General features: G+C 66.5%; 17 protein-coding genes. 7 read left to right on the top strand and 10 right to left on the bottom strand.

Annotated features, from left to right (window positions below):
• Window positions 1-69 precede the first annotated feature (69 nt).
• Both AC2YHA_RS19245 and AC2YHA_RS19240 read left to right on the top strand, forming a co-directional pair.
• Complete coding sequence (locus AC2YHA_RS19245; protein WP_487402933.1) at window positions 70-1,614, top strand: amidase; 1,545 nt, start codon at window positions 70-72, stop codon at window positions 1,612-1,614.
• Window positions 1,615-1,947: 333 nt separating this feature from the next.
• Entirely contained in the window at window positions 1,948-2,700 is a 753-nt protein-coding gene (locus tag AC2YHA_RS19240) for a FecR family protein (protein WP_487402932.1), read from the top strand.
• Between the two features lie 150 nt (window positions 2,701-2,850).
• Here the strand turns inward: AC2YHA_RS19240 and AC2YHA_RS19235 are convergent, their stop codons facing one another.
• Entirely contained in the window at window positions 2,851-4,389 is a 1,539-nt protein-coding gene (locus AC2YHA_RS19235; protein ID WP_487402931.1) for an AMP-binding protein, read from the bottom strand.
• Window positions 4,390-4,908: 519 nt separating this feature from the next.
• On the opposite strand from AC2YHA_RS19235, the gene AC2YHA_RS19230 reads away from it, so the two are divergent.
• From AC2YHA_RS19230 to AC2YHA_RS19220, 3 genes are all read left to right on the top strand, one after another.
• Window positions 4,909-6,093, top strand: a complete 1,185-nt coding sequence (locus tag AC2YHA_RS19230; RefSeq protein WP_487402930.1) for a lipid-transfer protein — start codon at window positions 4,909-4,911, stop codon at window positions 6,091-6,093.
• 68 nt (window positions 6,094-6,161) lie between these two features.
• Entirely contained in the window at window positions 6,162-6,983 is an 822-nt protein-coding gene (locus AC2YHA_RS19225) for an SDR family oxidoreductase (RefSeq protein ID WP_487402929.1), read from the top strand.
• Window positions 6,984-7,037: 54 nt separating this feature from the next.
• On the top strand, window positions 7,038-8,525 hold the full coding sequence (locus AC2YHA_RS19220; RefSeq protein WP_487402928.1) for an AMP-binding protein: 1,488 nt from the start codon (window positions 7,038-7,040) through the stop codon (window positions 8,523-8,525).
• A gap of 11 nt (window positions 8,526-8,536) precedes the next feature.
• Here AC2YHA_RS19220 and AC2YHA_RS19215 read toward each other — a convergent pair whose 3' ends face one another.
• The 9 genes from AC2YHA_RS19215 to AC2YHA_RS19175 all read right to left on the bottom strand — a co-directional run bounded on the left by AC2YHA_RS19215 (window position 8,537) and on the right by AC2YHA_RS19175 (window position 19,193).
• The gene (locus AC2YHA_RS19215) at window positions 8,537-9,517 is read right to left on the bottom strand and encodes a LysR family transcriptional regulator (protein ID WP_487402927.1); all 981 of its coding nucleotides are present in this window, start codon (window positions 9,515-9,517) and stop codon (window positions 8,537-8,539) included.
• Between the two features lie 17 nt (window positions 9,518-9,534).
• Window positions 9,535-11,037, bottom strand: coding sequence for an AMP-binding protein (locus AC2YHA_RS19210; protein ID WP_487402926.1), 1,503 nt, complete (start codon window positions 11,035-11,037; stop codon window positions 9,535-9,537).
• Between the two features lie 130 nt (window positions 11,038-11,167).
• Window positions 11,168-12,328 carry an acetyl-CoA C-acetyltransferase gene (locus tag AC2YHA_RS19205; protein WP_487402925.1) on the bottom strand — a complete coding sequence of 387 codons (1,161 nt, stop codon included), beginning with the start codon at window positions 12,326-12,328 and terminating at the stop codon, window positions 11,168-11,170.
• A 23-nt stretch (window positions 12,329-12,351) separates the two neighbouring features.
• Window positions 12,352-13,113, bottom strand: a complete 762-nt coding sequence (locus AC2YHA_RS19200; RefSeq protein ID WP_487402924.1) for an SDR family NAD(P)-dependent oxidoreductase — start codon at window positions 13,111-13,113, stop codon at window positions 12,352-12,354.
• Between the two features lie 68 nt (window positions 13,114-13,181).
• Entirely contained in the window at window positions 13,182-14,324 is a 1,143-nt protein-coding gene (locus AC2YHA_RS19195; protein ID WP_487402923.1) for an acyl-CoA dehydrogenase family protein, read from the bottom strand.
• 7 nt (window positions 14,325-14,331) lie between these two features.
• Window positions 14,332-15,534 (bottom strand): CaiB/BaiF CoA transferase family protein, encoded by a 1,203-nt coding sequence (locus AC2YHA_RS19190; protein WP_487402922.1) that lies wholly within the window; start codon window positions 15,532-15,534, stop codon window positions 14,332-14,334.
• A gap of 5 nt (window positions 15,535-15,539) precedes the next feature.
• The gene (locus AC2YHA_RS19185; protein WP_487402921.1) at window positions 15,540-16,031 is read right to left on the bottom strand and encodes a MaoC family dehydratase; all 492 of its coding nucleotides are present in this window, start codon (window positions 16,029-16,031) and stop codon (window positions 15,540-15,542) included.
• A gap of 61 nt (window positions 16,032-16,092) precedes the next feature.
• Window positions 16,093-17,577, bottom strand: a complete 1,485-nt coding sequence (locus tag AC2YHA_RS19180) for an aldehyde dehydrogenase family protein (RefSeq protein WP_487402920.1) — start codon at window positions 17,575-17,577, stop codon at window positions 16,093-16,095.
• 8 nt (window positions 17,578-17,585) lie between these two features.
• A complete protein-coding gene (locus AC2YHA_RS19175; protein WP_487402919.1) occupies window positions 17,586-19,193 on the bottom strand; it encodes a GMC family oxidoreductase in 1,608 nt (535 codons plus the stop codon).
• Window positions 19,194-19,410: 217 nt separating this feature from the next.
• Here AC2YHA_RS19175 and AC2YHA_RS19170 point away from each other — a divergent pair, with 217 nt between their 5' ends.
• Window positions 19,411-20,343: a LysR family transcriptional regulator gene (locus tag AC2YHA_RS19170; protein ID WP_487402918.1), complete on the top strand. Its 933-nt coding sequence runs from the start codon at window positions 19,411-19,413 to the stop codon at window positions 20,341-20,343.
• A gap of 230 nt (window positions 20,344-20,573) precedes the next feature.
• Entirely contained in the window at window positions 20,574-22,067 is a 1,494-nt protein-coding gene (locus AC2YHA_RS19165) for an MFS transporter (RefSeq protein ID WP_487402917.1), read from the top strand.
• The last annotated feature ends 89 nt before the right edge of the window (window positions 22,068-22,156 follow it).

Genomic DNA, 22,156 nt, shown 5'->3' with positions numbered 1-22,156 from the left:
CGGGATGCGCGGCTGTGCTCGCATCGTACGACGCACATCTGTGACAAGGGAGATCGAAAAGTGAATGGCGTGGATCTTCCCGCTTTCGGATTGAGCCGTCGCGACGTGTTGGCAGCCGCGCCCGCGCTCGTCGTTTCCGCGCCGGTGCTGGCTGCTGCGAGTGGACCAGCCCGCACGACCGACATCCTCGACATGAGCGCAATCTCCTTGGCCCAGGCGCTGAGGAAGAAGGATCTGTCCGCGCGCGAGCTTATGACGGCCCACCTTGCCCGGGTCGATGCACTCAACCCGCAGTTCAATGCCATCATATCGCGGATCGGTCATGAGGCAGCGCTCGCCCAAGCGGCTGCGCTGGACGAGGAAGCGGCTGCCGGGCGCTTCCGGGGTGCCTTGCATGGCTTCCCGCACGCCGTGAAGGATACCGCCCCGGCAAAGGGGATTCCGTTCACGCAAGGATCGCCCATTCTCAAAGACAATGTGCCGACTGCGGACTCGCTGGTGGTCAGCCGCATGCGCGCGACCGGCGCGATCTTCGTCGGCAAGACCAACGTGCCCGAATTCGCGCTGGGATCGCATTCGTACAATCCCGTGTTCGGGACGACCCGCAACGCCTTCGATCCACGGAAGTCGGCCGGGGGCAGCACGGGCGGCGGCGCGGTGGCGCTCGCATTGCGGATGGTGCCGGTCGCGGACGGCAGCGACTTCGGCGGATCGCTGCGCAATCCGGCCGGATGGAACAACGTCTTCGGCTTTCGCCCGTCCTGGGGGCGCGTACCGTCGATCCCGAACAGCGACCTGTTCTGGCAGAATTTCGCGACCTCGGGGCCGATGGCCCGTAGCGTCGGCGATCTCGCCCTCCTCCTTTCCGTTCAGGCCGGACCCGACAAGCGCGCACCATTCGCCTTGGCAGAGGACCCGAGGATTTTCGCCCAACCGCTCGACCGCGACTGGAGGGGTAGGCGCATCGGCTGGCTCGGCGACCTTGGTGGCGCGCTGCCGATGGAGCCGGGCGTCCTGAAGACATGCGAGGCGGCACTGGCGGCGTTCCGGACGATCGGGATGCAGGTCGACGAAGCGCGGTTGGCGGAGGATCCGCGCGCGATGTGGCGCACCGCGGTGACGCTGCGCCAATGGTCGGTCGGCGCGGACCTGCAGGGTTATTACGACGATCCGGACAAGCGGAAGCTGATGAAGCCCGAAGCAATCTGGGAGGTTGAAGGCGGCTTGGCGCTGACGGGGCCGCAGCTTGCCAAGGCCTCGGAGGGCCGGACGCGGATCTACGAGGCGTTCCGCAAGGCGTTCGAGACGTTCGACTTCCTCGCCCTTCCGACCGCCCAGGTGTTTCCCTTCGACGTCGAGCAGCACTGGCCGCGCGAGATCGCCGGGGTCGAAATGGATTCATATCACAGGTGGATGGAAGTGACCCTTCCGCCGACCATGGCCGGACTCCCCGTGCTGGCGATACCGGCGGGCTTCGGCGGACCTGCCCGCCTGCCGATCGGCATCCAGCTCATCGGGCCGAGAAACGCCGATCTCGCGGTGTTGCAGCTGGGACATGCTTACGAGAAAGCCTCCCCGTGGATCGCTCGAAGCAAGCCGCCCGTGCTTCTCTAGGATTCCGTCACGGACGCGTCTGTTCTAGATCTAACCTCGTAGCGCCTAGCCCCTGTGTGCGGCGGTGAGGGCATCCATCAGCCGATCCTGGACATCAGCCGTGAAATACAGACAACCCGGTCGACGGCGGCGACAAGGTGAAGGCCAACAATACCTTCGACCTGCATTTCCGATCCGTCGGCCTACGCATTCAGATGTAATCCCCGTCCAAAGGACCGCACGAAAGAGTTCCGGAGCAGCGCTTCTACGGAGCCCTTCTCCCAGCTTGTACGGTGATGCGTCAGTCGACGACCAGCACCGCGGAGCATTCTCCGCGCGACCGCGGCCTGGAGGATGCTCGACTGGGCCAGCGCCCTCGCCGATGGTGAACCGGCGCATCGAACGTTGGCGCTGGAGGACGCGTCGGTAACATCGCCGACCCGGCGCGGCTTCCTATGGGGCGGCGGCGCGATTGCGGCATCGCTGATCGCGGCTACCGTCGGATGGACCCTGCTGTCGCCCGGGCCGACGTGCATTCAGACCGCTCTCGGCGAGATACGCAAGGTGCCGCTCAGCGACAAATCGATCACGACGATGAACACCGCCACCACGCTGGAGATCGACTTCCGGCCGACGCGCCGCGATGTGCGGCTGGAGGCGGGCGAGGCATGGTTCGAGGTAGCGAAGGATGCGCGGCGATCTTTCGTCGTTGCCGCCGGCGACGTGCGCGTGCGTGCGGTCGGCACCGCTTTCTCGGTCCGCCGTCTCGCCGGAGGGGCTGATGTGCAAGTTACGGAAGGCCGGGTGGAAGTATGGACCGTCGGCCGCGAACGCCACCGGCTGGTCGCGGAAGCCGGCGCGCGGACTCTGGTGACAAACCTTGGTGGTCCTCAGCCCGCAATTGTTGACACGACGGGGATCGATCGCACCCGGATCGATTACATTCTGCAGAGCGACGGCGGTGTCCCCGCCGATCATGACGCGATGCTCGGCTCATCCCCACGACAGGACATAGCCTCTGACGCCATTACCCGACTTCTCGAGTGCGAAGGTGGAATCGCCGCCGGGGAAGTCGCGCTGTCCGCGATGACTGGGCCGTCTTCATGATCGATGCTGAATGCGCCGCGCGTGCCGGCGGCCGGCCGTGCTGCGACGACCGGAATGCGGCGCCTCCGCGTTGCTTCCTGCGACCGCGGCATACGCACTGACACAACTCGTCACGGAAATCGGCTTGGCGGAATTGCGGCGCTATCTCGCTCAGGGCATCGACGGCTGGCCGGTGACCGGCGCAGGAGACCATGCGGCGCAGGCGATGCGCTCCTCGCGCAGTTGCGACCGGCGTGCCTTGCCTGCGCTGTCGCGCAGATCGTCGTCGGTGAACTCGAAGGTCCGGGGGATCTTGTAGCGCACCAGCTTCTCCGCGAGGAACGCGCGGAGGACATCGGCGTCGGTGCGTTCGCGCGCGTCGTCGGCGACCTGGACGATGGCATGGGTGCGCTGGCCGAGATCGGCATCGGGAAGTCCGATCACGATCGAGGACTGGACATCCGGGTGCTGATCGAGCGCCGCCTCGACCTCGGCAGGGAAGATGTTGGCGCCGCCCGATACGATCATGTCGGTCCGGCGGTCGGCGATGTAGAGATATCCCTCCGCATCGACATAGCCGAGGTCGCCATAGGTCTGCCAACCTCCGGAGGCCTTCACCTGAGCGCCGATATATTCATAGGTCGAGTTCGGGCCGGCCTCCGGGAGGAAGTAGATCTCGCCGATCTCGCCGGGCGGGCATTCCTTGCCGTTCTCGTCGAGGATGCGCATCCGATAGCCGGGATAAGCCCGCCCGACCGACCCCTTATGCTCGAGCCACTCGCGCCCGGTGATGATGGTCCCGCCCATCACTTCGGTGCCGCCATAGACCTCGAGGATCCGGTCCGGACCCAGCCAGTCGATCCAGGCCTGTTTGAGCCATTGCGGGCACACCGATGCCGTGTGGTACACCAGCCTCAGGCTCGAAAGGTCGAACGCCTTGCGCTGCTCGTCGGGGAGCCGCCAGATCCGGCTCATCATCGTCGGCACGAGATTGACGAAGTTGACCCGGTAGCGGTCGATCAGCTCGAGCGCGCGCAGCGGATCGAACTTTCCGAGCTCGACGACATGGCCGCCCGAGAAGAGGGCGTGCGCGCAGAGCAGGAACGGCGCGTTGTGATAGAGCGGGCCGGGGTTGAGCATCGTTTCGCCGAGCAGCTGGCCGGGCGGCGGCCTGCTCGGGTCATGCACGCCCGAGCGCTTCTCGACGATCAGCTTCGGCCGGCCGGTCGAGCCGCCGCTGGTCATGATCTTCCAGCGCGGCGCGATCTTCGAGGGAAGCGGCTCGGCGGAGAGCTCGCTGCTCGGAGCGGTCCCCGCCTGGAGGAAGGCTCTGCCGCCGACGCGCGCATGTTCCTCGCCGATGATCAGCCGCGGATCGGCGAGTTCGACGATCGCCTGGAGCTCCCCCGCCGGCAGCTTCGACGACACGATGTTCGGCGTCGCTCCGAGCTTCCAGATCCCGAAGACGATCTCGTAGAATTCGGGGCTATTCGGCAGCGCCACGGTCACGACGTCGCCTTCGGCGACGCCGAGTTGCGCCAACTGCCGCGCTCTGCGGCTAGAGCGGGCGTCGAGGGCGCCATAGCTGATGGTCACGTCCTCGCATGTCACCGCCGGCCGCGCCGGGCCCCTTGCGGCGTGATAGGCGAGCAGGTCGCCGATCGGCAGCGGTGCGGTCGTCGCCTCGGCATTCGGCCCGTTGTTGCCCAAATCCACCCTCCTCGGCGCGTCGAGCGATATCCGGGCTGGCCGAAGCTCGACTGGTTGCTCGTTCGCGCCCGACCTTAACGGGAGGTGGGTGCGCTGAGGTCGGATTAAGGAACATCGTACATGCCTGTGGGGAATGGCTGAGCTGCGAGCTTGTTGCTGCTTCCGACGGCGCGGGGGCATTCCTGACAGGCATTGCACCTCCTTGCTTTGCATTTCGTGCGGCAGCGGGGCCGGCCTAGCGTCGGGTTTGAAGACCCGTGGGATCGCGCAGGTCGGAGCGACGCGGCGGCCGCACGGCGGCGCGCCTTTCGCTCTGAACAGCGATCGATGCGGAAAGGAGAAGTTGGGAGAGCGATCAATGGCCGAGCTGCGGGGCGCACCGCGTCCCGACCAGGGCAGGCCGCCGGCGCAGGGCATAGGCATCAGGCTGAAATCATGACGGACACGCCGCGCAACCGCGCGCGGCAGTTCCGCCCGTCTCGGGCGGCGTCTTCAGGCGATTATCGGGGAGCTTCATTCATGGGAAATGTTCGGGTGGCCGGGGTGGGCATGATCCCCTTCACCAAGCCGGGTCAGAGCGAAGAGTGGGACGTCATGGCGGAGAAGGCCATCCGCATGGCGCTGCACGATGCCGGCATCGCGTACGACCAGGTCCAGCAGGCCTTTGCCGGCTATGTCTATGCCGATTCCACGGCCGGCCAGTCCGCGCTCTATCGCATCGGCTCGACCGGGATCCCGGTCGTCAATGTCAACAACAACTGCTCGTCGGGTTCGAGCGCGCTCTACCTCGCGCGCCAGATGGTCGAGATGGGCGCCGTCGACTGCGCGCTCGCCTTCGGGTTCGAGCAGATGGTGCCCGGCGCGCTTGGTTCGGTCTTCAACGATCGCAAGCGGACGATGGCGCTGCACGGCAAGAAGTTCCTCGAACTGCAGGAATACGACCCGAGCAAGCCGCCGACGCCGCAATTCTACGGCGGCGCCGGACTCGAATATCAGCGCAAATATGGCGCGACGGACGAGACCTTCGCGATGATCTCGGTCAAGGCGCGCCGCCATGCGGCCAACAATCCGCTCGCGGTCTTCCGCGATCCGATCACGGTTGAGGAGGTGCTGGCATCGCCGCAGCTCTCCGGGCCGGTCACGCGCCTCCAGGCCTGTCCGCCGACGTGCGGTGCGGCCGCCGCGATCCTTGTGTCGCCGAAGTTCGCGGCGGAGCGCGGGATCGATGCGCCCGTGGAGATCCTCGCCCAGTCGCTCACGACCGATTTCCAGACCACCTGGGACCAGAGCTCGCTCGTCAGCCTGATCGGCTTCGACATGGTCAAGGCCGGCGCCGATCAGGTCTATGAGGCCTCGGGCGTGTCGCCCGACGATGTCGATGTCGTCGAGCTGCATGACTGTTTCACGCCCAACGAGCTGGTCGCCTATGAAGCGCTGGGGCTGACGCCGGTCGGCACGGCGGAACGCTATATCCGCGACGCGCAGAACACCTATGGCGGGAAGCATGTGGTCAATCCCAGCGGGGGGCTGCTGTCCAAGGGACATCCGATCGGCGCGACCGGCCTGGCGCAATGCTATGAGCTGACGCGTCAGCTGCGCGGCACTGCCGATCGGACCCAGGTCGAGGGCGCGCGGCTAGGGCTTCAGCACAATATGGGCATGGGCGGCGCGTGCGTCATCACGATGTACGGAAAGGCCGGCTGAGGCGCCGGGCCATCGCCGGCTTTCCCCACCAGGTGGCCGGCGCTCGAACGACAGACAGGAGAGATTCAATGAAGGATGTGCGGGGTCGCACGGCGTTCATCACCGGCGGCGCGAATGGGATCGGACTGGGGATCGCGCGAACCTTCGGTCGGGCCGGTGTCAAGCTGGCCCTGGCGGACCGCGATGCCCAGGGCCTCGCGCGTGCGAGGGCGGAGCTGCAGGAGGTCACTCAGGTCGAGACCTTCGAGCTCGATGTGCGCGATCGCGATGCCTATGCGGTGGCAGCCGATGCCACCGAGAAGGCGCTGGGACCGGTATCCCTGCTGTTCAACAACGCCGGCGTGATCGTCGCCGAAACCGCCGGCAAGCTCAGCTACGACCTTTGGGATTTCACGATCGGGATCAATCTCAACGGCGTGATCAACGGCATCCAGACCTTCCTGCCGCGAATGATCGCGCGCGGAGAGGAGGGGCATATCGTCAATACCTCGTCCGGCGCGGGCCTCGCCGCGACGAGCTCGGGGGTGCTCTATTGCACGACCAAGTTCGCGGTCGTGGGAATGTCCGAATCGCTCGCGCTGGAGCTGAGCTCGAGCGGGATCGGGGTCAGCGTGCTGTGCCCGGGGCCGGTCGCCACCAACGTGATCCATCGCTCGATGGAAGGCGCACCGAAGGGCTCGGTCGAGCTTTCCGAAGAGCATGAGAAGCGCCGCGCCGAGCGCAGGGAGCTGATCAGCCAGGCATTGCAGAAGGGCACCAGCATCGACGATGTCGGCCGGATGGTGTTCGATGCCGTCCAGGAGAACAGGCTGTACATCCATACCGACCGGTTCATGGAAGAGCCTATCAAGGCGCGGACCAAGGCGCTTCTCGAGGCGCTACCTTCTTAGGGCGATCCAACGCTACATCTCGAAGGCGCTTCGCCTGTCGGAACGGAAACCAGCATGCCCGTCAAATCCTTCGCGTCGATTCTCCAGGACCATGCCAGCCGAAAGGGCGCCCAGCCCGCGATCACCTATCCTGACGGCTCGCTCAGCTGGGAAGATCTCGACCGGCGGTCGAACCAGCGCGCGCGCATGCTCGCGTCGCATGGGGTGAAGCGGGACGATCTCGTCGTCGTCATGCTGCCCAATTGCGCCGAGTTCCATGAAGCCGTGGTCGGCGTCTGGAAGGCCGGGGCAACCCCGTTTCTCCTGCCGTCGAAGCTGCCGGGGCGCGAGGCGAGCGAGATCATCTCGCTGGCGAAACCGGCGGCCGTGATCGGCTGCGTCCCGTTCGCCTTCGAGGGAGCCGCCATTGCTCCCGGCGCGGCACTCGACCGATACAGCGACGCTCCGGTGGAGGATGCCGGCGCGCGCAGCTGGAAGGCCGTCGCGAGCGGCGGCTCCAGCGGTCGGCCCAAGGTCATCGTCGACACGATGCCCGCGTTCGTCGATCCCGAAAAGGCGCCCTATGCTCCGCTCGCCCGGCATGGGCTCGCGGATGGCGGCGCGATGCTCAATCCGGGGCCGCTCTACCATAATATGCCGTTCCTGTTCACCAGCTTCAGCCTGCTCGCGGGTGCACATGTCGTCGGCATGGCCCGTTTCGATCCGGAAGAGTTCCTGCGTTTGATCGACCGCCACAGAATCGAGTTCGTCGCGGTCGTTCCGACGATGATGCAGCGCATCCTGGCGCTGCCCGAAAGCGTCCGCGGTGCCTATGACCTGTCGTCCCTGAAGGCACTCTGGCACCTTTCCGCGCCCTGTCCGCAATGGGTGAAGCGCGCGTGGATCGAATGGCTCGGCCCCGACCGGATCTTCGAGGCCTATGGCGGCACGGAGGGAGGCGGCGGCACGGCGATCACCGGTCGCGAATGGCTCGCCAAGCCCGGCTCGGTGGGAAAATGCACGCATGGCTCGCTGCGAATCCTGCGCGACGACGGATCCGAGGCGGACGTCGGCGAAGTCGGCGAGGTGTTCTTCTCGGCCGAGGGCACGGCCAAGTTCCGCTATATCGGCGCGGAAGCCAAGACGGACGCATCGGGCGGCTACTCGATCGGCGATCTCGGCTATGTCGATGCGGACGGCTATCTGTTTCTCGCCGACCGCCGGTCGGATCTAATCATCCGCGGCGGCGCCAATGTCTATCCGGCCGAAGTGGAAGCCGTTCTGGACGAGCATCCGCTCGTGTCCTCCTCCGCCGTGATCGGCTTGCCGGACGAGGATCTGGGCGAGCGGGTGCACGCGATCCTTCATTTGCGCGACGGCAAGCCGTTCGACCGTGCGGCGGTCGCCGCGCATGTCGAGGAGCGGCTCGCCAAGTATAAATGGCCGGCGTCCTACGAGCTGAGCGGCGTGCCGCTGCGCGACGATGCCGGCAAGGTCCGCAGGTCCGCGCTGAAGGCGGAGCGGCGGGCATGGCTCGCGGACGGCCGGAGCTTCGTCGCGTAAGCGGGCCGATTCTATTCGGCCTTTGCCGGCGTCGGCACCGGCATCCACTCCCGACAGGCCTTGACGAATGCGCGGACCGCGGGGCGCGGCGTCCAGCGCAGCCTCGTCGCGCAGCACAGCGGCGAGGGGGGCAGGACATCCGGAATCGGTATCGCGCGGAAATGCCGCTCGAACTCGCTTGTCCGGGTATGGTTGATCGACGTCACGCTGATGGCGTTCGTCTTGCGCACCAGCCGAGCGATGATCGGGAAATAGTCGACGACGTGCAGCCTGTCCTGCATGTCGACGCTCGAGCCCTCGTAGATTTTCCGCCAGATGAAATTGTAGAAGAACGGCACCGAGGGCAGGATCAGGTCGTAGTGCGACACCTCGTGCTTGGTGATTTCGGGCGCCTCGAAGATCGGGTGTCCTTGCCGCGCAAAGAAGGTCGTGCACAGCGGCGCCAGCGGGTCGCGCCGGAAGTCGGGCTGCTCCTGAAAAGCTGCCTCATAGCCAAGCGCTACATCGACCGCGCCGGTGCGAAGCTGTTGGACGATGCTGTCGTAGCTGCCGCCGATGATGTTGAGCCGGATATTGGGGTGCCGGCCGACCAGGGTCGAGAGCGGTTCCACAAGCAGCCACTCGAGTGAGGCCGGGCATACGCCGATTCGGAGCATGCCGGCATAAGGGTCCGAGCCGGTCGCCACCCCGCGCATCAGATCCTGCGACTCGTCGAGAAGGCGAGACGCACGCTCGACGAAGCTGCGTCCCTCTTCGGTCAGGATCACGCCGCGCGCGGTGCGGTTGAAAATGGCGTAGCCGAGCTGCTGTTCGAGATCGGCGACGCTCTTGGTGATTGCGGACTGAGTTACGCCGACACGCTCCGCTGCAGCCGTGAAGGACCCATTACGCGCGGTCGCGACGACATAAACGAGACGCCGGTCGATCATGGAGCCATTCCTATTACGAATGGCTGGGTCTGGCCAGAGGGCTGTGCCGCCTTCTTCGGCCAATGGGCCATGCGCATGGTTCACGGTGCGCCGGCGATCCGCTCATCCCGCAATTTCGACCGGCGGACCTTGCCGGCATCGTCGCGCAGGTCCTCGCTGGTGAACTCGAACGTGCGCGGGATTTTGTAGCGCACCAGCTTGCCGGCGAGGAAGGCGCGGAGCGCATCGGCATCGGCATGCGCGGCGGCCTTCCGCGCGACCTGGACGATCGCGTGCGCGCGATGACCCAGATCCGCATCGGGGAGCCCGATCACCACCGAGGACCGGACGTCGGGATGCTGATCGAGCGCCGCCTCGACCTCGGCAGGGAAGATATTGGCGCCGCCCGACACGATCATGTCGGTGCGCCGGTCGGCGATGTACAGATAGCCTTCCTCGTCGACATGGCCGAGATCGCCGTAGCTCTGCCAGCCGCCCACCGACCGCGCCTCGGCGCCGACATATTCATAGGTCGAGTTCGGCCCCTTGTCGGGCAGGAAGTAGATCTCGCCGACTTCGCCCGGCGCGCAGTCCTCGCCATTCTCGTCGAGGATGCGCATCCTGAATCCGGCCTGGACCCTGCCGACCGAGCCCTTGTGCGCGAGCCATTCCCGCCCGGTGATGATCGTTCCGCCGAGCAGCTCGCTGCCCCCATAGATTTCCATGATGCGATCCGGGCCGAGCCAGTCGATCCAGGCCTGCTTGAGCCACTGCGGACAGACCGCGGCCAGATGAAACACCAGCCGAAGGCTCGAGACGTCGAAGGCTTCGCGCTGCTCGGCCGGGAGCTGCCAGATGCGGCTCATCATCGTCGGCACGAAATTGACCCAGGCGATCCGGTGCCGCTCGATCAGCTCGAGCGCGCGCACCGGATCGAACCGGCCCATCTCGACGACGTGATTGCCGCCGAACAGCGAATGGAAGGCGCCGACGAAGGGAGCATTGTGGTACAGGGGGCCCGGGTTGAGCATCGCGTCCCCCGGTTGCTGCTCTCTCGGGAGCTTACCGGGATCGTGCACGCCCGATTGCTTGGCGACGATCAGTTTCGGACGTCCGGTCGAGCCGCCGCTGGTATGAATCTTCCAACGCGAGGCGATCTTCGACGGCAGCGGGTCCGTCGAGAGGGTTTCGTCCGCTGCGGTTCCGGCGAGCAGAAACGGCCAGCTTTCGGCACGCGCAGACGCTTCGCCGATGACCAGCCGCGGTCCCGCGAGCTCGAGGATCGCCCGGAGCTCCGCAGGCGGTAGCTTCGCGGATACGATGTTCGGTGTGGCTCCCAATTTCCATACGGCGAAGGCGGTCTCATAGAATTCGATCCCGTTCGGCAGGGCTATGGTCACCACCTCCTGGTCGCGTACGCCAAGGGCGGCGAGCTGGCGCGCCTTGCGGTTGGCGCGCGCCTCGAGCTCGCCGAAGCTGATGGTCGCATTGTCGAAGGTTACCGCGGGGCGGGCCGGATCGCCGCATGCGTGATGGGCGAGCAGGTTGCCGATCGGGATTTCCGCGGAGCCGGCTCCCGCAACCTTCGCTTGTTCGCTTGCCAAATCGACTCCTCTTCGTCCGTCAGGATTGCGTCACCGCAGAGCGGCAGTGCGCCTTGCGGCGAGACTAGCAAAAGGGAGGACGCGCCGACCTCGGACAAAGCTGGTGCGCATATGCGTGCCGGGAATGACCCTAGAGCCGCTCCACGATCGTCACATTGGCGATGCCGCCACCCTCGCACATCGTCTGGAGCCCCCATTTCCTGTCGCGCGCCCGAAGCGCGTGCACGAGCGTCGCCATCAGCTTGGTGCCGGAGGCGCCCAGCGGATGTCCGAGCGCGATCGCGCCGCCGTTGACGTTCACGCGATCATGATCGACGCCGAGCGCCTTCATCCAGGCGAGCGGCACCGAGGCGAACGCTTCATTGACCTCGAACAGGTCGATGTCGTCGAGGCGCATGCCGGCGCGCGCCAGGGCCTTCGCCGTGGCCGGAATCGGCTCCTCGAGCATGATCACCGGATCGCCTGCGGTCACGGTCATATTGTGGATGCGCGCCAGGGGCTCGAGGCCGAAACGCTTCAGCGCCGCCACACTCGCCACCATCACGCCCGAGGCGCCGTCCGTCATCTGGCTGGCATTCGCGGCGGTGATGGTGCCGCCCTCGGCGATCGGCTTCACCGATGCGATCGCTTCGAGCGAGGCGTCGAGGCGCACGCCCTCGTCCTGCGTGACCGTTCCGTCGGCGGTGACGACGGGGACGATCTCATCGGCGAAGGCGCCCCCCGCGATCGCCGCGGCGGCGCGGCGATGGCTCTCGAGCGCATAGGCGTCCATCTCTTCGCGGCTGAGTCCATATTTGTCGGCCATGGTCTGGGCACCGTGAAACTGGCTGAACTCCGCGACGCCATAGCGGTCCTTGATGGTCTGGCTCCACGGACCTTCCCCGATGCCGGCCCGGGCATGCAGTGTCAGGTTCGAGAGCATCGGAACGCGCGTCATGCTTTCACCGCCGGCGGCGATCACGATGTCCTGGGTGCCCGACATCACCGCCTGGGCGGCGAAGTGCAGCGCCTGCTGCGAGCTGCCGCACTGCCGGTCGATCGTCACCGCCGGCACGCTGTCGGGGAGGCGCGAGGCCATGACCATGTTGCGGCCGAAGGCGAAACCCTGTTCGCCTGCTTGGGTGACGCAGCCGACGATGACGTCCTCGACCGCTCCGGGGTCGACGCCGGTGCGGTCGACCAGCGCGTTCAGGACAGCCGCGCCGAGATCGGCGGGATGTATTCCGGCGAAGGCGCCCTTGCGCTTGCCGCCGGCGGTGCGGACGGCTTCGACGATATAGGCCTCAGGCATCGGTGTTCCTTTGCAGAAAAGGGTCAGCGGATCGGGAGGCGCGTGGCGCCGTCGAGGCGGATGACCTCGCCGTTGAGCATCGGGTTGGCGACGATCGCCTCGACGAGCTGCGCGAACTCGTCGGGCTTGCCCAGGCGCGAGGGATGGGGGGCGAGAGCGGCGATCGCATCCTGTGCCGCCTGGGGCAGCGATTGAAGCATCGGCGTGAGGAAGATGCCCGGCGCGATCGTGACGACGCGAATGCGATGCTGCGACAGATCGCGTGCGATCGGCAGGGTCATGCCCACGACTCCGCCCTTCGACGCTGAATAGGCGGCCTGGCCGATCTGCCCGTCATAGGCCGCGATCGAGGCGGTGTTGACGATCACGCCGCGCTCCTCGTCGATCGGGTCGGCGGCAGCCAGGCGCGCCGCAAATTTGGCGAGGACGTTGAAACTGCCGATCAGATTGACCTCGATCGTCCGGCGGAAGGCATCGAGCGAATGCGCGACATTCTCCTTGCCGACTGTCTTGATTGCCGGCGCCACGCCTGCGCAGTTCACCAATATGCGCGCGACGCCGTGCTTCGCCTCGGCCGCCGCGAGCGCTTCCTCGACGCTCGCATCCTCGGCGACGTTGGTTTTCGCGAAGAAGCCGCCGATCGCCTCGGCATGATCGCGTCCCGCCTCCTCGTTGAGGTCGAGGATCGTCACCTTCGCGCCTTTTGCGGCCAGCCAGGCCGCGGTCGCGCCGCCCAGGCCCGAGGCGCCTCCGGTCACCACCGCCGCCAATCCTTCGATCTTCACGTCGCAATCTCCCGTTTGAGTGAGGTTTCGCCCGCGCCGCGGGTTCGGCTCGTGTCGAGGCCGGCCGGTCAGAGCGACCGGCCGATGACTTCCTTCATGATCTCGCTCGTGCCGCCGTAGATTCGCGTGACCCGCGCGTCCCGATAGAGGCGCGCGACCATATATTCGTTCATGTAGCCGGCGCCGCCGTGCAGCTGCAGCGCGGCGTCGACGACGCGGCCCTGGAGCTCGGTGTGCCAGAGCTTGGCGGCGGAGGCGGCGGGCGCGTCCAGCGCGCCTGCGATGTGCCTGGCGATCGCCCAGTCGAGATGCGCCCAGCCGACCTGCAGCTCCGCCTTGATGCCGGCGAGCACGAACCGGGTGTTCTGGAAATCGAACACGCGCTGGCCGAACGCCTCGCGGTTCTTGGTGAACGCGACCGCCTCGTCGAATGCGCGCTGTGCGGCCGCTTGCGCGGCGATCGCGACCGAGAGCCGCTCCTGCGCCAGCTGCGTCACCAGATAGCCGAACCCGGCATTCTCCTCGCCGAGCAGGCTCTCGGCGGGCACGCGCAGGTCCTCGAGGAAGAGCTCGGCGGTGTCGCCCGAACGCTGGCCGATCTTGTCGAGCTTGCGGCCGCGCACGAAGCCGGGCGTATCCGCTTCCACCAGGAACAGCGACATGCCGCCCGCGCCGCGCGCGGCGTCGGTCTTCGCGGCGAGGATCACCAGATCAGCATTGATGCCGTTGGTGATATAGATCTTCGAGCCGTTGATGACATAACCGTCGCCATCCCGCTTCGCGCTCGTGCGGATCGCCTTCAGGTCCGAACCGGCCGAAGGCTCGGTCATCGCGATCGCGGTGATGCATTCCCCGCTGACCATCTTCGCCAGATAGCGCCGCTTCTGCGCTTCAGAGCCATAGGCCTCGATATATTCGGCGGTGATGTCGTTCTGGATCATCAGGCCCGCGTTCGACCCGCTATAGGCGAGCTCCTCCTGGACGATCGCATTGTAGCTGAAATCGAGGCCGGGCCCGCCATATGCGGGGTCGACGGTGGGGCAAAGCAGGCCGGCCTCGCCGCACTGAAGCCAGAACTCCCGGCCGACGATTCCATCACGTTCATGATCGTCAAGGTGCGGCACGAGGTGGCGTTCGAACAGCTTGCGCACGCTGTCGCGGAACATCGCATGATCGTCGGAGAAGATCGTTCGAGTGGATGTATCGAGCATTTCGCGCCTAGGCTCCGGTTTGCGTGTTTTCCGGTGAGAGCGGCGGTCCGGCCGGCTCTGCGTCCTGCTTGTCCGTAAGGCCGAGCGGGCCCAGCACCTCGTCATTGTGCTCGCCGAGGCGCGGCGGCATCGCCAGCGGCGGACGACGGCCGTCGAACAGGACGGGCACCCCCGGCAGGCGCAGCTCGCCCAGTGCCGGATCGTGCAGCTTCGAGAAGAAGCCGACCGCCTCGAGATGCGGATCGTCCATGAGATCGTCGAGCGACCTGACGGGCGCCGCAGGCAGGCCAATGCGTGCGCATAGCTCGAGCCAATGGCTGCTGCTGCGCCCTGCGATCAGGTCCGCGGCGATCGCGTACAGCGCGTCGATATTCGCGGTGCGCGCGGCCATCGTGGCGAAGCGCGGATCCGACGCATGCTCCGGCGCGCCGGCCTCGGCGAAGAAGGCGCGCCAATGGGTATCGGTATAGGGCATCATGCAGACATGCCCGTCGCTGGTGCGAAAGGGACGGCGATGCGCGGAGAGCGCGCGCGGATAGCCCATCTCGCCGCGCGGCGGGACGAACAAGCGGCCATAGAGATGCTCGACGAGGTTGAACGCGACCATGCTCTCGAACATGGGCACCTCGATGATCGACCCGCGGCCGCTGGCGGCGCGACCGGTCAGCGCGGCAAGAATCGCCATCGCGGCGATCAGCCCGGTCGTCTTGTCGGCGGTGATCGTCGGGAAATATTGCGCCTCGCCCGTTTGTCGCCGCACCAGGTCGGCGCACCCGGACAAGCCCTGGATGATGTCGTCATAGGCGGGAAGACCGCCATAGGGCCCGGCCTCGCCGAAGCCGTGGAGCCCCGCATAGACGAGCCGCGGATTCCGCTCGAGCAGCGCCGCAGGCTCGAGGCCGAGCTTCGCGAGCTTCTGCGGCCGGATATTGTGCATGAGGACGTCGGCGCCGTCGATCAGGCGGGTCAGCGCGTCACGGCCTCCGGCCTCGGCGAGGTCGAGCACCACGCTTCGCTTGTTGCGATTGGTGCTGAGGAAGGTGGCGGCCATTCCCGCCTCGACCGCCGGGCCGGTCTGGCGCGTGGAATCGCCGCCGGGCGCCTCGACCTTGATGACGTCGGCGCCGAAGTCCCCCAGCCATTGGGCGGCGAGAGGGCCCATCGCCACCGTGGTAAGGTCGATGACCCGGATGTTCGCGAGCGGCAGCATCGTCGTTACCGGGGACCGTCCGGCCGACCGGCGATCATCCGCCGCGACGTGTAGCGCAGCACCGGCTCGGCCCGTTGATTGAGGATGGTGATCGCCGAGTCCACGATCGCCCGGTTCCCCTGAGAAGTCGGACGCACGCCCGTGAACTCGACGACCGCGTGAATGGTGTCGCCGACATGGACGGGCGCGATCGCCTCTTGCGTGCAGCCCAGCATCGCGATGCCGGTTCCGCGGATCAGCGACTGGATGATGAATCCCTCGATCATCGAATAGGTGAGGGCACCGGGCACCGGGCGCTCACCCATCGGCCCCGCCGCCGTCGCGTCCAGAAAGGTGCTGTCGGTCATGCCGGTCAGCGTGACGAAGCTGACGAGATCGGTTTCGGTGATCGTGCGCGTATAGGTGCGGAACGTCGCGCCGACCCGCATATCCTGCCAGAACAGGCCCTGGCCGAGCGGCGCCTCGCTGCTGCCTGTCCGGGGCGGCTCGATCGACATTCCAATCTCCATCAACTGTTTCACCGCGGCGTTGGCGAGCGGCGCGCGGCAGCCTGCCGGTTCAGAGCGCGGTGATGACCGTCTTCAATTCGGTGAAGCTCTCGATGCCCTCGACACCGTTCTCGCGTCCCCAGCCCGACTGTTTGAAACCGCCGAACGGGATGTTCGGGCCGCCGATCGATCCGCTGTTGATCGTCACCGTTCCGGCACGGATCTTCCTCGCGAGCCTGTAGGCGGAGGAGATGTCGCGCGTCCAAATGCTTGCGGACAGGCCGTACACCGTATTGTTCGCGAGCGCGGCCAGCTCGTCGAGGTTGTCGACCGGCGTCGCGACCAGCACGGGGCCGAAGATCTCCTCCTGGCACACCCGCATCTGCGCGTGGACGTCGCGGATGATCGTCGGCTCGACGAAATAGCCCCGGTCTCCCGCGGCCTTTCCCCCGGCGATGACGGTCGCGCCCTCGCTCCGCGCGCCGTCGACATAGTCGAGCACGCGTTCCTGCTGCTTCTCGGAGACGAGCGGGCCCATCACGGTCGTGCGATCGAGGCCGGGCCCGAGCTTGAAATGCCCTGCGATCCGAGTGAGGCCCGCGAGCACCGCGTCATATTGCTCGCGTGCGACATAGAGACGGGAGCCGGCGACGCAGACCTGGCCGCTGTTCAGGAAGATCGCGTTGGCGGCTCCCGCAATGGCCTTGTCCAGGTCGGCATCGGGCAGGATGATGGTGGGGGACTTGCCGCCGAGCTCGAGCGTGAGGCGCTTGAGATTCCCGCGTGCCGCGCCGATCAGCGATTTGCCGACCGCGGTCGATCCGGTGAACGAGATCTTGTCGACGTCGTCATGCTCGGCGAGCGCGGCGCCGACGACCGGACCCAGTCCGGTGACGATATTGACCACGCCTGCGGGGATACCCGCCTCCCGCACCACCTCGCCGAGACGGAGCGCGGTCAGCGAGGTCTGCTCGGCCGGCTTGAGGACGACCGTACATCCCGCGGCGAGGGCCGGACCGAGCTTGGTGACGACCGCCAGCAGCGGGAAGTTCCAGGGCGTGACCAATCCGACCACGCCGACGGGCTCGCGAAGCGTCATCGCGAGATATTCGCCGGGCATGTCGACGGCCCGCGTTTCGCCCGAAATCTTCGTGCACCAGCCCGCCCAATAGCGGAGCGTCGCGACCGAAGCAGGCACGTCGAGCCGTTTCGACATCATGATCGGCTTGCCGTTGTCGAGCGTTTCGAGCTCGGCGAACTCCTCCTGCCGGGCCTCGATCAGATCGGCGATGCGCCACAGCAGTTTCGCGCGCTCTCCTGGCGGCATGGTCGACCAGGGACCGCGCTCGAACGCGTGGCGCGCGGCCCGGACCGCGCGATCGACGTCTTCCCTGCCGCCCGCCGGGATGGACGCGATCACGCTTCCGTCCGCCGGATTGACGACCTCGAGCCACTCGCCGCTGCTGCTCTCGCTCCACTCGCCGTCGATCAGCAGCTGGAATGGTCGCTTCAGGCTCGCTCGGGTTGGTTCGCTCGGCTCGATCGATAGGGACATTGGCGATCTCACATCTGCTTTTTGAGCAAATCGGCGGCCTTCTCGCCGATCATCATCGACGGCGCATTGGTATGGCCGCCGATCAATCTGGGCATCACCGAAGCGTCGGCGACGCGCAGGCCCGCGATCCCGCGCACCCTGAGCTCGGGGTCGACGACGGCATCCTCTCCGACGCCCATCGCGCAGGAGCTGGTCGGATGCTCCGCCGTCGACACGGCCTGCCGGATGAAGACGTCGAGGCCGGCATCATCGTCCAGCGCGGCACCCGGGAAGATCTCGCCTCCGACATGGTCGGCGAGCGGCCGCTGGCGCACGAACTCGCGCGTCCAGCGCAGCGCATGGCGGAGCAGGCGCAGGTCGTCCGCTTCCTGGAGCAGGTTGAACTGGATACGCGGCAGGTCGGTGGGGTCGCTCGATCGCAGCCTGACCCAGCCGCGGCTCCTGGGGCGGAGCAGGACGTTGAGTGAGGTGAGCATGTCCGGCGTCCGCTTGCGCCAGCCCGGGAACCAGGGGCGCGCGAGCAGATTGGTCGACATGAAGACATGTTCGAGATCGGGTCGCGACAGACCGGGATCGGACTTGAGATAGGCGATGCAGTTGAGCGGAACGGTCGAGGGAAGCCCGCGTCCGCGAACGAGCCAGTCGGCAAGCGACAATGCCAGGCGATCGGCGCGCAGCCGCGCGCCGAACCGGAACGGCTTTCGCGCCGCGAACCCCATCGGCACCAGCGGATGCTCCTGCAAGTTCATGCCGACGCCTGGCAGCTCGTGCACGACCGGCACGCCGACCTCGCGCAGATGATCCGCCGGGCCAATGCCCGACAGCATCAGGATCTGCGGCGATGCATAGGCGCCGCCCGAAAGTACGACTTCGCGATCCGCGCGGACAAAGTTCTCGCGGCCGTCGCGTACATAGCGCACGCCGACCGCCCGGCCCTGTTCGATCACGATTCGACTGACATGGGCGCCGGTGACGACGGTCAGGTTCTCGCGGCGCCTCGCCGGACCCAGAAAGGCCTTGGAGGTGCTGGCACGGCGCCCGCGATGGATGGTGCTGTCGGGGAGTGCGAAGCCCTCGGGATCGCCTGCCTCGAAATCGTCCAGCACTCGATGTTGCAGCCGGCGCGCGGTGTCGCAGATGGCCTGCGCCACCGGCTCGTCGCTCGTGTAGGGAACCACGCTGACCGGGCCGTTCCCGCCGTGCATCGGGCCTTCGCCGCGCCAGTTGCGTTCGGACTTCTTGAAATAGGGCAGGACCTCGTCGAAGGACCAGCCGCTCGCGCCCAGCTCCGCCCACTCGTCATAGTCATGCGGATGGCCGCGCGAATACATCATCCCGTTGACGGACGAGGACCCTCCCAGCACCTTGCCGCGCGCCGCCGGCAGCATCCGGTTGGCCGCGCCCGGCTCCGGATCGGTCTTGTATCCCCAGTCGAACGCCGGATTGTTGCGCAGGGTGGTGAAGACGAGCGGCATCCGGAGAAGGATACTGTTGTCGGCACCGCCGGACTCCAGCAGCAGCACCCGCAGATCGTGCCGTTCGCTCAACCGCGCGGCGACGACGCAGCCCGCCGAACCGGCGCCAACGACGATATAGTCGTAGCTCACGGCCGCCATGCGGCTGCGTCTGGATGCAGCCGGTCCGGGGCAACGCCCAGTCGGCGCGGCCGGGAACCCTTTGCAGATGAACCGAGGCGCACGACCATTCACTACCCCTCCCGCTGATGGGGCGAGCCCTCTTCCGGCCCTTCATGCCCTCAACGCCTCGACTCTACGGGCTCACCAATACATGATCCAATACTGTTTTGATCGTAAGTGATATACAGGATATATCATGGAACTCAGGCAAATCCGGCAGTTCGTGGCGCTTGGCGACACGCTGAACTTTCACCGGGCGGCGCGCGTGCTCAACATGAGCCAGCCACCGCTCTCGATCTCGATCCGCAAGCTGGAAGCGGAAATGGGTCTTCCGCTGTTCGACCGCCAAGCGCGCGGGGTCGCACTTACCGACGCCGGTGCGGCGGCCCTGCCGCATGCACGAAGGATCCTCACCGAAATCGACACGATGTGGGAAGCCGCTCGTGCGACCGTAGAAGGCATGGCCGGAGAGCTGAGCGTCGGTTTCGTAGGATCGGCCGTCTATGCGCTGATCCCGAAGGTCGTGCCGCTCTTTCGGCAACGGCGGCCCGCCGTGGACCTTCGTCTGCGCGAAGCGACGACGCTGGAGATCATCCAGGCGCTGGAGGCAGGGGAGCTCGACGTCGGTGTGCTCAGGACGCCGGTGTTCGACGTGGAAGGGGTGGTGGTCGAAGAGCTGTCGCGAGAGCGGATGATCCTGCTGCTGCCGAAAGCGCACCCATTGTCGCAACGCGGGGAAGTACGGCTCGAGGAACTGGGTGACGAGAATTTCATCGGCTATGATCGGGTCCGGCTTCCGAGCTACCAGAATCTCTCGTCGAGCGCCTGCACGATGGCGGGATTTCAGCCGCGGATCGTCGAGGAAGCGGCGCACCTCCACACGTTGATCGCGCTGGTCGAAAGCGGGATCGGCATCGCGCTGGCGCCGGCGGTTGCGCGCATCCCGGGCGGCGACCGCATCGGCTATGCGCAGCTGACCGTGCAGGGATCGCCGATCCAGATCGGCCTGGCGCTGGCGACTTCGCGCGCCGAGGTCCGTCCTGCCCGCGATGCATTCGTCGCGGCGCTGCGCGAGGCGGCCGGGCTGCTCGGCGAGGCGCATGGGGGCCATTCAGCCGCAGGTCTTTGAATTCGGCTCCGGACTCTTGGCAGTACCACACGTCCATTCCTTATGATCACGACTTATGCGGGCAGGGCATGGACGGAGTACGCTTTGCCTAATCAAGCTATTGAAATATCGCGGAAAGTATTTGGACCCGGTCGGGCATGTCGGCGTGCCGGCGCTTGACAGCATGTTGCTCCTCCTGGACCACCGCGGCCGGTCGGAAGCAGGCCCAATGACGATGGAGAGGAGCGGGAATGGCCGCCAAGTTCGAGGCATTGCCGATAAGCGCGATCGCGCAAGGCCAGCTGGAAGCCACGCCGGAGCAATCGATCACTGCGGCGCGGCTGCCGCTTGGGCGCAAGATCGGCTATGGGGCCGGGCAGACGGTCGAGCTGATCATCGAGACCACGCTCAACGCGTTCGTCCTCTTCTATGCGACTGCGGTATGCGGCCTGCCGGGCGGGCTTGCCGGGCTAGCGATCGGCGCAGGGGTGGTGATCGACGCGATCGTCAATCCGCTAATCGGTTCGCTGTCCGACGGCTGGCGATCCCGCTACGGCCGGCGCGTCCCGTTCATGGCGCTGTCGCTGCTGCCGATCGTGCTCACCTTCAACCTGATCTTCAGCCTGCCCGCGACGCTGGGACAGACCGTGCTGTTCCTGTGGCTGACATTGCTTTCGGTCACGCTGCGCATCTCGCTGTCGCTGTTCACCGTGCCTTACCAGGCGCTCGGCGCCGAGCTCACCGAAGATTATGCCGAGCGCTCCTCGGTCGCGGTATGGCGCTGGGGAATCGGCATTCTCGGCACAGTGGCGGTGATCATGCTGGGCTATGGCATCTTCTTCGCGGGGCCGGGCGGCGTGTCGCGGCGCGCGGCCTATCTGCCCTTGACGCTCACGCTGAGCATCCTGGTGCTCGCCGGCGCGGCGGTCGCGATCAGGCAGGGGCTGAAGATGCGGGAACTGCCGCCGGAGGTGGACGGTGGTGAGGCTGGACCGGCACTTCACCGCCGCCTGTTCGGCGAGATGGCCGAGATGTTCCGCAACCGCACCTTCCGCCTGCTGTTCGCCGCCGCGCTCCTATTCAACATCGAGGCCGGCGTGCACCAGGCGCTCGCGCTCCACGTCGCAACCTTCTTCTGGCAGCTGAGTCCGGGCCAGATCCAGGGGATCGGCATGGCCGTGGTGCTCGGAATGGTTCTCGGCGCCCCGTTCGCCGGGCCCTTTGCCCGACGCGTCGAGAAGCGCACGATGCTGGTCTTCAGCATGATCGGCATGCTGAGCTGTCATGCCTTGCCCGCCACCCTCAAGCTGCTCGGCCTCCTGCAATTGACGGGAGGATCGCTGGTCGGCTTCCTCGCGACGACGTCGTTCATCGGGGGCGCGATGATGGCGCTGACCATCATCGCATTCCTGTCGATCATTCCTGACGCCGCCGACGAGCATGAGCATCTGTTCGGCACCCAGCGTCAGGGGCTCTATTTTTCGGGGTGGCAATTCGCAAAGAACACGGCGACGGGAGCGGGCGTCCTGATCGCGGGGCTCGTGTTGCAGATCCTGAACTTCCCGGCGCAGCCAAGCGTATCCCACCTGCCGGAACGCACGGCGGCGTGGCTCGGCTTCGCCCATGGGCCGGGTGCTGCATTGCTCTCGGTCGCGGGCGCTGCGCTGGTGCTGCTCTACGGCATCAACAAGCAGGCCCACGCACGGATCATCGCCGACCTGAACGAGCGCCGACGCGCCGGCTGACCGCCGGCACCGCGGCATTCCGCCAGCTCATCGCTGGCTCTGTGTAGGAATTTGACGCTGACGCCGTGGCCGGAGGAAGGTCGGGCACC

The organism is Sphingomonas sp. SRI_018 (assembly GCF_057586275.1).
The sequence above is the reverse complement of the archived record's forward strand: the minus strand, read 5'-3'. Positions and strand labels throughout refer to the sequence as shown.

Bases quoted from the DNA above. Each gene is read 5' to 3' on its own strand.
- AC2YHA_RS19240 (WP_487402932.1), top strand. From the start codon at position 1,948: ATGCTCGACTGGGCCAGCGCCCTCGCCGATGGTGAACCGGCGCATCGA.
- AC2YHA_RS19230 (WP_487402930.1), top strand. From the start codon at position 4,909: ATGGGAAATGTTCGGGTGGCCGGGGTGGGCATGATCCCCTTCACCAAG.
- AC2YHA_RS19225 (WP_487402929.1), top strand. From the start codon at position 6,162: ATGAAGGATGTGCGGGGTCGCACGGCGTTCATCACCGGCGGCGCGAAT.
- AC2YHA_RS19220 (WP_487402928.1), top strand. From the start codon at position 7,038: ATGCCCGTCAAATCCTTCGCGTCGATTCTCCAGGACCATGCCAGCCGA.
- AC2YHA_RS19205 (WP_487402925.1), bottom strand. From the start codon at position 12,328: ATGCCTGAGGCCTATATCGTCGAAGCCGTCCGCACCGCCGGCGGCAAG.
- AC2YHA_RS19195 (WP_487402923.1), bottom strand. From the start codon at position 14,324: ATGCTCGATACATCCACTCGAACGATCTTCTCCGACGATCATGCGATG.
- AC2YHA_RS19190 (WP_487402922.1), bottom strand. From the start codon at position 15,534: ATGCTGCCGCTCGCGAACATCCGGGTCATCGACCTTACCACGGTGGCG.
- AC2YHA_RS19185 (WP_487402921.1), bottom strand. From the start codon at position 16,031: ATGTCGATCGAGCCGCCCCGGACAGGCAGCAGCGAGGCGCCGCTCGGC.
- AC2YHA_RS19180 (WP_487402920.1), bottom strand. From the start codon at position 17,577: ATGTCCCTATCGATCGAGCCGAGCGAACCAACCCGAGCGAGCCTGAAG.
- AC2YHA_RS19175 (WP_487402919.1), bottom strand. From the start codon at position 19,193: ATGGCGGCCGTGAGCTACGACTATATCGTCGTTGGCGCCGGTTCGGCG.
- AC2YHA_RS19170 (WP_487402918.1), top strand. From the start codon at position 19,411: ATGGAACTCAGGCAAATCCGGCAGTTCGTGGCGCTTGGCGACACGCTG.
- AC2YHA_RS19165 (WP_487402917.1), top strand. From the start codon at position 20,574: ATGGCCGCCAAGTTCGAGGCATTGCCGATAAGCGCGATCGCGCAAGGC.